The 12,240-nt window shown below is 43.5% G+C and carries 8 protein-coding genes and 1 other annotated feature; of the genes, 5 read left to right on the forward strand and 3 right to left on the reverse strand.

The window, feature by feature from the left end; genetic code table 11:
- Positions 1 to 31 precede the first annotated feature (31 nt).
- On the reverse strand, positions 32 to 1,615 hold the full coding sequence (pckA, locus tag PU629_RS05610) for a phosphoenolpyruvate carboxykinase (ATP) (protein WP_481900479.1): 1,584 nt from the start codon (positions 1,613 to 1,615) through the stop codon (positions 32 to 34).
- Positions 1,616 to 2,438: 823 nt separating this feature from the next.
- Between pckA and metK the strand changes: the two genes are divergently transcribed.
- The 3 genes from metK (at position 2,439) to PU629_RS05625 (ending at position 6,159) form a co-directional block, all read left to right on the forward strand.
- A complete protein-coding gene (gene metK, locus PU629_RS05615) occupies positions 2,439 to 3,644 on the forward strand; it encodes a methionine adenosyltransferase (protein ID WP_275283304.1) in 1,206 nt (401 codons plus the stop codon).
- Positions 3,645 to 4,227: 583 nt separating this feature from the next.
- Entirely contained in the window at positions 4,228 to 5,013 is a 786-nt protein-coding gene (locus PU629_RS05620; RefSeq protein WP_275283305.1) for an alpha/beta fold hydrolase, read from the forward strand.
- Between the two features lie 81 nt (positions 5,014 to 5,094).
- The gene (locus PU629_RS05625; RefSeq protein WP_275283306.1) at positions 5,095 to 6,159 is read left to right on the forward strand and encodes a tetraprenyl-beta-curcumene synthase family protein; all 1,065 of its coding nucleotides are present in this window, start codon (positions 5,095 to 5,097) and stop codon (positions 6,157 to 6,159) included.
- Between the two features lie 81 nt (positions 6,160 to 6,240).
- Here the strand turns inward: PU629_RS05625 and mnmM are convergent, their stop codons facing one another.
- Both mnmM and mnmL read right to left on the reverse strand, forming a co-directional pair.
- A complete protein-coding gene (gene mnmM / locus PU629_RS05630) occupies positions 6,241 to 6,819 on the reverse strand; it encodes a tRNA 5-(aminomethyl)-2-thiouridylate-methyltransferase MnmM (RefSeq protein WP_275283307.1) in 579 nt (192 codons plus the stop codon).
- Entirely contained in the window at positions 6,816 to 7,772 is a 957-nt protein-coding gene (gene mnmL, locus PU629_RS05635) for a tRNA modification radical SAM protein MnmL/YtqA (RefSeq protein ID WP_275283308.1), read from the reverse strand. Before mnmL ends, mnmM begins: the two co-directional genes overlap by 4 nt.
- Before the next feature lie 360 nt (positions 7,773 to 8,132).
- Here mnmL and PU629_RS05640 point away from each other — a divergent pair, with 360 nt between their 5' ends.
- Both PU629_RS05640 and leuS read left to right on the forward strand, forming a co-directional pair.
- Positions 8,133 to 9,356, forward strand: a complete 1,224-nt coding sequence (locus tag PU629_RS05640) for an MDR family MFS transporter (protein ID WP_275283309.1) — start codon at positions 8,133 to 8,135, stop codon at positions 9,354 to 9,356.
- Between the two features lie 43 nt (positions 9,357 to 9,399).
- Positions 9,400 to 9,648 (forward strand) — a binding site (T-box leader).
- Positions 9,649 to 9,805: 157 nt separating this feature from the next.
- Positions 9,806 to 12,226, forward strand: coding sequence for a leucine--tRNA ligase (gene leuS / locus PU629_RS05645; protein ID WP_275283310.1), 2,421 nt, complete (start codon positions 9,806 to 9,808; stop codon positions 12,224 to 12,226).
- Positions 12,227 to 12,240 lie beyond the last annotated feature (14 nt).

A 12,240-nucleotide genomic window follows, 5' to 3' on the forward strand; every position in this document is an offset into this window, starting at 1 on the left:
TTAGCGGATCTGGCCTTATTTAATTTTAGGCTTATGAGAGATGAGGCCCAGCGGCTTCTATCTCAGGAGGCAGATCGTCAAATCGTTTAAAATTGGCGATGAATTTTTGGGCGAGGTGATGAGCGGCTTCTAAATAGGCTTCTGAATCAGACCAGGCCGTCTCAGGATTCAAAACATGAGACGGGACATTCGGACAGGTCAGAGGAATGCGCAAGTTAAAGAGGGGGGCTTCTGTCCAAGTCGCCTGATCCAATGCCTTACTTAAGGCGGCTTCAATCATGGAGCGCGTATAAGCTAGGTTAATTCGCGATCCGACTCCGTAAGGGCCGCCTGTCCAGCCTGTATTGATAAGATAGACGTCGGCTTCAAACTGCTCAATCTTCTTCCCAAGAGCTTCAGCGTACACCGTAGGAGAAAGCGGCAGAAAAGGCTGACCAAAGCAAGTTGAGAAGGTCGCTTCTGGAAGCGTGATGCCGCGCTCTGTTCCGGCTAATTTGCTGGTGTATCCTGAGAGAAAGTGATAGATCGCTTGTTCTTTTGTGAGTTTACTAATCGGCGGAAGAACACCAAATGCATCAGCAGTTAAGAAAATAATAGTCGTCGGATGAGGAGCAAGCCTGTGACTGAACACATTCTCAAGATGTGACAGACTATAGGCCGCCCGCGTGTTTTCCGTCAGTGATCCATCACTATAATCCGGAATTCTTGTTGCTTCATCAAGAGCGACATTCTCAAGGACCGCTCCAAATCGAATGGCATTCCAAATGATCGGCTCTTTCTGCTTCGAAAGGTGGATGGTTTTGGCATAGCATCCCCCTTCAATATTAAATAGGCCTTGGTCACTCCAACCATGCTCATCATCCCCAATTAATTGACGATTGGGGTCATTGGATAAGGTGGTTTTACCTGTCCCTGATAGGCCAAAAAATAAGGCGACATCCCCTGCTTTTCCAATATTTGCGGAGCAGTGCATGGATAAAATAGTTTGCTCCGGCAAAAGGAAATTCATTACGGTAAAAATTGATTTTTTGATCTCACCCGCATATTCGGTCCCGCCAATTAAAATGAGTCGTTTTTCAAATGAAATGATAATAAAAGCTTCAGAAGATGTGCCATCCGTTTGGGGATCGGCTTTAAATCCGGGAGCATGAAGAACGGTAAAAGGATCCTGAAAGCAATCAAGATCAGCCTCTTCCGACTGGATAAAAAGAAGCTGGGCAAATAAATTGTGCCAAGCCCGTTCATTAACGACTTGAATGGCGAGTCGTGAAGCCGGGTCACTGCCTGCAAAACCTCTGAAAATATAGCGTCTAGGAACATCTTTCAAGTAAGTTAATACTTTAGCATAAAGAAGATCAAAATCCTCTTCGCTAAAGGCTTGATTGGCGGACCAATCGATTTGCTTCTCTGATGATGGCTCTTTTACGATAAATTTATCTTTGGGGGAGCGTCCTGTGTATTTGCCAGTATCAACCGAAAGAGCTCCATTCTGACTTAATTGCCCTTCTCCGCATAGAAGGGATTCTTCAACAAGCCTGGCTGTTGAGGCGTTAACCAATGTGTTGGGGGCAGTCATCCATTTTTCTAACTGACTATTAAAGGTGGTAAAGGGCATCCGTTCATCATCCTTTGTTTATAGTTTCAGTTTTTTGAATTTGTTGATTAGTATAACACATTAAGACATATCATTCATACTATTGAAAGCCTAATTTTCATCCATTTTTATACGTTAAGAAAGTAAAAATTTTAGGAAGGTAGAAAACCAACGCAGAACAAATTTTTAAGAACTAAGTATGGGTAAAACTAAGGCTTTCGCCATTAACGATATTGGCAATAAGCCAAGTTTTTCTAATAAAATTAATAAGTCATGAAATGAAAAGAGACGATGGGGCATGAACGCTTAACAGAGCCTATAAATAAAAACAAGTGCAAGTGTCCAGCGTTAGTCGGTGGCGGTTGTTTGGGCGCACTATAATTAGTCTGTCTATGTGAACTTCTTTAGTTGGTAAATACATTCTATAAAATGGGTTATTCTAGACAAGAGAGACTTGTTCTGTGATGGAATGGCTGCAGAGCCTTGTCTAATAAGCTTTTCTCACTTTTGCCAAAGTGCTTGCTTATATAAAAATAATGGATGTCTTGGTTAAATTAAACAGGTTTTGTTTGACCTTACTAGATGAGTGCGCTATTCTTATGGAAGTTTAACAGCTTGTCTACATGACAAAAGTCCATTTAATTTATAAGTAAGAAACTATAAATTTATTGTCAGGAAGTAAGGTTTAGCTCGGGCGCCTTAAACCGCTCGAACCACTTCAGTCCCGCTGCCGGCAGCACCGTCTCCTCAAGGGGAGCTTCTGGTGGCGGATCAGCGGCTGACTAATGGCGCCCTGCGCCTTTTCTAACATGTAGATAAGTACGATTGGTTAGGAGGCTTTAAATTGTCGAAAACATATTCAAGACGTCTTTTTACATCTGAATCGGTAACGGAAGGGCATCCAGACAAGATCTGTGATCAAATTTCGGATTCGATTTTGGATGCCATTCTACAAAATGACCCGAATGCACGTGTTGCGTGTGAAACGGCGGTCAATACAGGACTTGTCCTTGTAACGGGTGAAATCACTACTTCGACTTATGTCGATATTCCAAGTATTGTTCGAGAGACCGTTCGCGGCATTGGCTATAATCGGGCTAAATATGGATTTGATGCTGAGACTTGTGCTGTTCTGACAAGTATTGATGAGCAATCTCCGGATATTGCTCAAGGGGTAAACCAAGCTCTTGAAGCAAGAGAAGGACAAATGAGTGATGATGAAATTGAAGCTATCGGGGCGGGCGACCAAGGTTTGATGTTTGGCTTTGCGGTTAACGAAACTCCAGAATTGATGCCGCTGCCTATTTCCCTTGCTCAGAAGCTTGCCCGTCAGTTAGCTCAGGTGCGTAAGGATGAAACGGTGCCTTACCTTCGTCCGGACGGAAAAACGCAAGTAACCGTTGAATACAATGAAGCCGGAAAACCTGAACGCATTGATACGATCGTGATCTCTACCCAGCATCATCCGGAAATCACCTTGGATCAAATCAAAGAGGATATGAAGAAATATGTGATTGAGCCCGTCGTTCCGAGTGACCTCATTGACGAAAACACCAAATACTTCATTAATCCAACCGGCCGTTTCGTGATCGGCGGTCCTCAGGGAGATGCGGGTTTAACAGGACGTAAGATTATTGTCGACACTTATGGTGGTTATGCTCGTCATGGAGGAGGAGCCTTTTCAGGGAAGGATCCGACCAAAGTAGACCGCTCGGCTGCATATGCGGCCCGTTATGTGGCTAAGAATATTGTGGCAGCAGGACTTGCAGATAAATGCGAAGTGCAGCTCGCTTATGCGATTGGTGTGGCCCGTCCTGTTTCCATTTCCGTTGATACGTTTGAGACAGGGAAAGTCTCTGAGGATGTATTAGTCGATCTTGTCTTCCGCCATTTTGACCTGCGCCCAGCAGGTATCATCAAAATGTTGGATTTGAGACGGCCTATTTATAAGCAAACGGCCGCTTATGGTCATTTCGGCCGTACGGATGTCGACCTTCCATGGGAGCGGACTGACAAAGCTGACCTCTTAAAAAAAGAAGCTTTAGGATAATTAAATAAAAACATGGGTTTACCCGAGTGAAAAACATGTTTTTTGTCTGATAAAATGAAAAGGGTGTCCTGTCTCTGTAAGAGGTAGGGCACCTTTTATCATGGCTTTGGAAATTATAAAAGAAAATCCGAACTAATCAAGAATAATATCTGAGTAAGCGGCGCTCACGAAACACCCCTTATTTGAAATAGGTTCCAAACAACACTAGAAAACAACTCCAAACGATTTTAAGTCATTGCCACATCCAATAGTGCGCTTTAGCTTTAACTCATATTCTAAAAAGAACGATCGGTTAGACAATCACTCATTTTTTGTTAAACGCTTAATTTCTAATTGCCCACAAATAAAGGGGTGAGCGGGCACTTATTCAGCTTGGGACCCACGATGAGTGATGAAATTGATTTTTCGCTTTTTCTAAAAAATGTTAAACTATAAAAGAAACGAATTTAATCACCTCTTTATGCTTTTGAACGTATAAATAAACAGAGTGCGTGCCTAACAAAAAACTTGGTCCCTGTAGATACATAAAAGGTTACATCAGAGACCTTAGACCGAGCTCAGCAATCAAAGAGGTGGACATAATATGTGGGTATGGGAAACCAAATTACAGCCAAAGGGAGTCGTTGTCATGGTTCATGGTGCAGGGGAGCACCATGGGCGTTACCATTGGCTGCGGAAAAAATGGTTAGATGAAGGGTTTCATGTTGTCATGGGGGATTTGCCCGGGCAAGGGAGATCTCCAAAAAATAGAGGACATGTTGATTCATTTGATGAATATATTGATGCAGTAAAGAGCTGGTACGAGTGTGCCGAGCAGTTCGGTTTACCGATCCTCTTATTAGGCCATAGTCTTGGCGGCCTTTCTGTTATCCGGACACTAGAAGAGACGGCCATTCACCCTGATTTGGTGATTCTTTCATCACCGTGCCTCGGACTTGTCGTTCCGCCTCCTGAGTGGGTCAAACGAGTCCTTCATCCTGTTAATCGTTTTCTGCCTACGATTAAGGTACCGATTAAGCGGTCGGGTGAAAATATTTTAGCCACTCGTAATGAGGACGTCTTAAAGCAGGATGCGAACGACCCCTTGATTGTGAAACGCATTTCTGTCAGATGGTATTTTGAGCTGGATCAAGCGATGAAGGAAGCCACTAATCGAATTCACCGCTTCCCTAATGTCCCAACGATTATATTGCAAGCAGGAGCGGACCGAATTGTTGATAAGCATGCGGTTTATCGATGGTTTAGACAACTGCCGGTAGCGAACAAACACTATAAAGAATGGAAAGACTTTTACCATGAAGTCTTTAATGAACCAGAGCGTGAGACTGTTTTTCTATTTTTAACCAGGCGGATTAAAGCTTTTATCTAATGTTGTAGAAGGTAGAGGCTTTCATCTGACCCTTATATTCGATAGGACAGGTTCAATTTTTCATAGATAAGAGGTGCTTCCATGAAGATTCCAAAACGGCCTTTGGGGTTGATGACGAAAATCTACCGTCATGTGTTGCCGAAAGTCCATCAAAAATTGAACTACTGGAAGGAGCGCGCATTAGCGATCCCGGATCAAGAATTGAGAAATCAAGCTTTGTCCAGCATTCGTGGAAAGACATTTCACTGTGAAGGCGGCGGCATTTACAGCCTCTTAGCCAAAGAAAATTTGGACGATGCGGTATCCTTTATTGTTGCCTATCAAACCATCAGCGACTATCTCGATAATTTGTGTGATCGAAGCACATCACTTGATCCGAATGATTTTCGAGCATTACATGAATCGATGCATCATGCCTTGACTCCTGGTGCTCCAGTCAGCGACTATTATCGATTCCGTAAAGAACGGGAAGACGGTGGGTATTTAGCAGAACTTGTAAAGACGTGTCAGCATCAATTAGGTAAAATTCAGGATCTGAAAGTGATCCAGCCTGCCTTGTGGGAGCTCGAAGGCTATTACAGTGACTTACAAGTACATAAACACGTTAAACAAGATGAGCGTGTGCCCCGTCTGCAAGAATGGTTTAAATATCATCAATCGAGGCTTCCTGAAATGACCTGGTATGAGTTTTCGGCTTGTTCGGGGTCAACGCTTGGAATTTTTTGTATCGTCTCTTATGGTCTGGCACAAATAAAAATGGACGAACTTGTCCATCAGTTAAAAGACGGTTATTTTCCTTGGGTACAAGGTCTGCATATTTTGCTTGATTATTTTGTGGATCAAGATGAAGATAAGCAGGGCGGCGATTTAAATTTTTGTTTTTATTATGAAGACGAAGCGACCATGATCGAACGCTTTCATCATTTTATTGAGCAGTCCGATATAAGCATTGCTAAATTGCCTGATAAGAATTTTCACCGAATGATTAATCGCGGGCTGTTGGGGATTTATCTCGCGGATCAAAAGGTAAAAGCTCAGAAAAATGTCCGCTCGCTAGCACGGAAGATCATTAGTCAAGCCGGTGGATCCGGTCTGTTCTTCTTTGTGAATGGATGGCTGTATCGGCGTCTAAAACCGGGGATATAATCTAAACTGTGTCAGCAAAATCCGTTACATGAGGGAAAGGCGATTTGTTTATTTAAATAAAGAAGAGACCAAGTCCATTAATTAATGGTTGACTTGGTCTCTTTTTTCTATGGCAATGACATAGGGAGGGTGATTCGCTTGATTCAACATGCCTATTTTTTGTGCGGTAAAGCGTTTCTGGTCAAGGGTTGCCGCCCATTGTTCCAGTTGTTCTGCTTCAAGGGCGCCTTCAGGATGACCGGGGTACAGGACAAGAATAAGCAGGCCACCAGGCTTTAATGCAGAAAGAAAGCTTATGCATGCCTCTTTCGTTGTGTCAAAGCGGGTGACGATATGCTTGTCTCCACCGGGCAGGTAACCAAGATTAAATAGGACAAGGTCGAGCGGTTCTTGTGGTAAGTGATTGAGAGCCAGATGATGGCTATCGTGAACAAGTGTAACACGTTGGCTGAGCTTTGCTTCCTCGAGACGTTTCGACGTCTGCTGAATGGCCTGCTCTTGAATGTCAAAGGCAACTACTCGGCCTGTTGGTCCAACTAGCTCTGCCAGCCATAGGGTGTCGTGCCCATTGCCAGCTGTCGCATCAACCACAAGCCCACCAGAAATCATTCGTTCAGATGCGAGTTGTTTGGCAACCTGAACCGCTGTTCTTAATGTCACTGCGCCAGCTCCTGAACCGGTTGATAATATTTTCCTTGCCAGCTGTTTCGTTTAGCAAGTTCCGCATCAATCGCATTCAGCACTTCCCATTTCTTTAAACTCCACATTGGTCCAATTAGAAGATCGGGCGGGCCGTCACCAGTCAAACGGTGAATAGTCATATCTGGCGGCAATATTTCGAGCTGATCGGCGACAAGTTTAATATAGGTCTCAAAATCAAGCAGTTCCACTAAGCCTTTTTCATATTGCTTGACCATCGCCGTCTTTTTCAATAGATGCAATAAATGAATCTTAATGCCTTGAACATCTAATTCCGCTACTTTTTTGGCTGTTTCTAGCATCATCTCAGGGGTTTCCTGAGGCAAACCGTTAATTATATGGGTGCACACATTAATGTTACGTGCTCGGAGCTTTTCCACGGCGTCCACAAAGCATTGATAATCATGAGCGCGATTGATTAAGATACCCGTTTGATCGTGTGCCGATTGAAGACCGAGCTCAACCCATAGATAAGTCCGTTCGTTCAGCTCAGCAAGATAATCCAGCACATCATCCGGCAAGCAATCAGGGCGTGTAGCAATAGATAAGCCGACAACCCCCTCCTGTTCGAGAATGACCTCGTAGCGCTCTCGCAGGACTTCTACAGGTGCATAGGTGTTAGAAAAAGCTTGGAAATAGCCGATGTATTTCCCGGTTTTCCACTTTTCATGCAGTTGATTTTTAATCGTATTGAATTGTGTCACAAGATCATCACGTCTGTCTCCGGCAAAGTCACCAGATCCTTTTTGACTGCAGAAGGTGCAACCGCCATGGGCAACCTTCCCGTCACGGTTCGGGCAATCAAAACCACCGTCTAATGGAACTTTAAAGATCTTTTCACCGAATTTATTTTTCAAAAAAGTATTCCATGAATAATAGCGCTTTTGGTCACCAAAGTGTTTTGGAATCGTCATAAGCCTCAGCCTTTCGTTCTTAAACATCTATCACAGATTTTGTCGTTTTTCTTTCGATTAGATGATAACCTTGCCAGTTGTTCAGATGCGATTAATTCCCAATTAAAAAACCTCTAATGTGAGAGGTTTAAGGGCAGATCTGTTCCCATTGTAGCACGGTTAGAAATGATAAGAAAGGAAGAGCCATCAGGTAAGTTTTAGTGGGAGGGCGGTTCATATTTAAAATTCTGACTATCGGAAATGGAATTGTCACGGAAAATAATAAAGGTTACACTGATTTTGGTTTAAGCGGGAACTACCTTAAGGGAAGGTGCTGCTTTGAGCAGATTCTGCTTTAAGGAAGTGGAATGGAGTGACGACATGCCTAGAAATAATTGGTTATTAATCATTGGGATGGCTGTGAATATTACGGGTTCGTCCATTATTTGGCCGTTAAATACGATTTTTATTCATGACCATTTGGGAGCCAGTTTAACATTTTCAGGATTTTTATTAATGCTCTATAATGCAGCAGGTATATTGGGGAATCTTGTCGGCGGCTCTCTTTATGACCGGCTTGGCGGATATAAAGTGGTGCTGGTTGGCGCTGCGATATCGTGTTTAGCGACATTTCTATTGACCGCCTTTCACAGCTTGTATCCATACGCGATCTTGTTAATCATCATCGGATTTGGCTCCAGTCTGATGTTTCCTGCTATGTACGCTATGGCTGGAGCGAACTGGCCGGAAGGGGGACGCCGCGCCTATAATTCCTTATACGTGGCTCAAAACCTCGGTGTAGCGATTGGCGCATCATTAGGCGGCTTTCTCGCCGCGATTTCCTTTACATTGAGCTTTTTTGTCAATGCTGTGCTCTATCTTCTATTTTTGGCCTTAGTTTTTGTCTGCTATCGCGGCATGGATCGTCACTCAAAGGAAAAGGACGTCCATATTTCGAATGTGTTTGATCAAAAGAAGCAAAGAATTAAGCAAAAAGCCCCTTTTTATGCTTTGATGTGGGTCAGCGTTGCCTTTTTCTTAAGCTGGATTGCCTATGTTCAGTGGCAGTCAACAATAGCTTCTTATACACAGCAGCTTGGCTTGTCGTTAAACCGCTACAGTTTGTTGTGGACCTTAAATGGATTGATTATTGTGATTGGCCAGCCACTCCTTAAGCAAGTAACCAAGCGAATTCATTCACTCAAAATACAGATGGCGATCGGAATTTGTTTATTTGTCTCCTCCTACCTTATATTATTGAGAGTCCAACATTTCCAAGGCTTTGCCATTGCGATGATGGTCTTAACATTGGGAGAAATGTTTGTCTGGCCAGCCGTTCCAACGATTGCCAATGAGCTTGCTCCGAAAAGCAGAATCGGTTTTTACCAAGGGTTCGTCAATAGTACGGCCACCGCCGGACGCATGGTGGGTCCGCTCGTTGGCGGCTTGATTGTTGACCAGGCCTCGATTCATCTCTTATTTCTAGCTCTTATTTTGCTTTATATTGTCGCAGGCCTGATTGCTTATTTTTACGATTTTCCTCTCTATCTTGAAAAGAAGAGGGCAAAATCGGAAACAAAAGCCTTTAATCTTAGAAATACTTGACAAAAATCGATTTTTTTTAATAAAATGTTAAAAACTAATGATTATAAAAACATTGAAGAGGACTAGTAACTTATTAAGGTCATTAATAGAGACCCCTCTATGTTAGAGAGTTGATGGTTGGTGCAAATCAACATGACAGATAAGTGAACTCCCCTCCTAAGTTGCGGCCCTGAAAAAAGAATTTGACTAGGGGTCGCCGTCAGCCGCGTTACGGTATTCAAGCGGGTGTCAATTATGACGCCAATTTCGGGTGGTACCGCGGGAATTTGTGAAAGCATCTCTCGTCCCTTACAAGTTGTTTGGGGCGGGAGATTTTTTTATTTCTACAGCCGCTAGAAAAAAAGACTTATCTCTATGCTTTTAAAAGTGGAAAGAATGGGTCGATACTAGAGGGTGGAACTAGGTAACTAGGTATGGATGTCAATAGAGATGGCAAAGGGGGATTTACCATGAGCTTTAATCACAGAGAGATTGAAAAGAAATGGCAGCATTATTGGGAGTCGAATAAGACTTTTAAAACGGACAGTGTTTCGGACAAAGAAAAATACTATGCCTTGGACATGTTTCCTTATCCTTCAGGAGCGGGACTTCATGTTGGACACCCTGAAGGTTATACTGCAACCGATATCTTGGCTCGTTTAAAAAGAATGCAGGGCTATGAAGTTCTTCACACAATGGGCTGGGATGCGTTTGGTTTGCCAGCAGAGCAATATGCATTAGATACCGGTAACGACCCAGCAGAATTCACCGCGAAAAATATCGCCACCTTTAAACGTCAAATTCAAGAGCTCGGTTTCTCTTATGATTGGGATCGTGAACTTAATACAACTGATCCAAATTATTATAAATGGACACAGTGGATCTTCTTGCAATTGTATAAAAAAGGGCTCGCCTATATCGATGAGGTGCCTGTCAACTGGTGTCCGGCTCTCGGAACCGTTTTAGCTAATGAAGAAGTGATTGATGGAAAAAGTGAGCGCGGCGGACATCCGGTAATCCGTAAACCAATGCGTCAGTGGATGCTGAAAATTACTGCCTATGCGGACCGCTTGATTGAAGATTTAGAAGAAGTCGATTGGCCGGAAAGCATCAAGGAAATGCAGCGGAATTGGATCGGCCGCTCTGAAGGGGCAGAGGTTAACTTTGAAATTGACGGTCATGAAGATGCCTTCATCACAGTGTTTACGACGCGCCCTGATACGCTTTATGGAGCTACCTATGCTGTACTAGCCCCTGAACATAAATTAGTGGATCAAATCACGACAGCGGAACAGCGTCAGGCTGTTGAAGAATATCGAACTCAGGTAGCGAGCAAGAGCGATTTAGAGCGGACAGAGCTTTCAAAAGAAAAGACAGGTGTTTTTACAGGAGCTTATGCGGTTAACCCTGTTAACGGTGAAAAATTGCCGATCTGGATCGCGGATTACGTCCTTATCACATACGGATCAGGGGCGATCATGGCGGTACCGGCTCATGATGAACGTGACTTTGAATTTGCTCAAAAATTCGGCTTGAAAATTGTACCGGTTGTGGAAGGCGGAGATGTCACGAAAGAAGCCTTCACTGGAGACGGTCCACATATTAATTCAGGCTTCCTTAATGACTTAAATAAGGCTGAGGCAATTGCAAAAATTATCGATTGGTTAGAAGAAAAGGGCATTGGAACTCGTAAAGTGACTTACCGTTTGCGTGATTGGCTCTTCAGCCGCCAGCGTTATTGGGGTGAGCCGATTCCAATTATCCATATGGAAGATGGCGAGATGGTACCTGTTCCTGAGGAAGAGCTCCCGTTAATGTTGCCAAAAACAAGTGAAATTCGTCCGTCTGGTACCGGTGAATCACCACTTGCGAACATTAAAGACTGGGTGGAAGTAGTCGATCCTGAAACAGGGAAGAAAGGGCGCCGCGAAACCAACACCATGCCTCAATGGGCGGGAAGCTGCTGGTACTATTTGCGCTTTATTGATCCACATAACGATCAGGCAATTGGTGACCCTGAACTTCTTAAAAAATGGCTTCCTGTTGATGTGTATATTGGCGGTGCTGAGCATGCCGTTCTTCACCTTTTATACGCGCGTTTCTGGCATAAAGTTTTATATGATCTAGGAATCGTACCAACGAAGGAACCGTTCCAAAAGTTGTTCAACCAAGGAATGATCTTGGGCTCTAACAATGAGAAAATGAGTAAATCAAAAGGAAACGTTGTGAATCCGGATGAGATTGTTCGAACTCATGGTGCTGACACGTTAAGAGTGTATGAAATGTTCATGGGTCCTCTTGATGCCTCAATCGCTTGGTCCGAGGAAGGTTTGGATGGTTCACGCCGCTTCTTAGACCGTATATGGCGCTTGTTTGTAACTCAAGATCATCGCTTATCTGAGAAAGTTCAAGATAACGCATCACTTGAAGGACTCGAGCGTGTTTATCATCAAACGGTGAAAAAGGTCACAGAGGATTACGAAAATCTTCATTTTAATACAGGGATTTCCCAATTAATGGTGTTTATTAATGAGTCATACAAACAAGACGTAATTCCAAAGGTCTATGTGGAAGGCTTTGTGAAGCTTCTAGCGCCAATCGCTCCGCATCTTGCGGAAGAATTATGGGAGGTCCTTGGAAATGAAGCGCCAGTCAGCTTGAACAGCTGGCCAACCTACGATGAAAGCAAATTAACCGAATCCCAGGTTGAAATCGTGCTCCAAATCAACGGAAAAGTCCGCAACAAGGCAACCGTTCCAACCGACATGAACAAAGAAGAACTCGAAAAACTAGCCTTCAACGATGACATCATTAAAGAACAAACCGCAGGAAAGCACATCGTAAAAGTCATCGTCGTCCCAGGAAAACTAGTCAACATAGTCGCCAAATAAACGAATAGATGACT

This window comes from Pullulanibacillus sp. KACC 23026 (genome assembly GCF_029094525.1).
In the GTDB taxonomy this organism is placed as follows: Bacteria; Bacillota; Bacilli; order Bacillales; family Sporolactobacillaceae; genus KACC-23026.

What these genes read in the sequence shown, in the direction of transcription:
- PU629_RS05640 (WP_275283309.1), top strand. Translation starts at nt 8,133, where the DNA reads ATGCCTAGAAATAATTGGTTATTAATCATTGGGATGGCTGTGAATATT.
- PU629_RS05625 (WP_275283306.1), top strand. Translation starts at nt 5,095, where the DNA reads ATGAAGATTCCAAAACGGCCTTTGGGGTTGATGACGAAAATCTACCGT.
- PU629_RS05620 (WP_275283305.1), top strand. Translation starts at nt 4,228, where the DNA reads ATGTGGGTATGGGAAACCAAATTACAGCCAAAGGGAGTCGTTGTCATG.
- mnmL (WP_275283308.1), bottom strand. Translation starts at nt 7,772, where the DNA reads ATGACGATTCCAAAACACTTTGGTGACCAAAAGCGCTATTATTCATGG.
- leuS (WP_275283310.1), top strand. Translation starts at nt 9,806, where the DNA reads ATGAGCTTTAATCACAGAGAGATTGAAAAGAAATGGCAGCATTATTGG.
- pckA (WP_481900479.1), bottom strand. Translation starts at nt 1,615, where the DNA reads ATGCCCTTTACCACCTTTAATAGTCAGTTAGAAAAATGGATGACTGCC.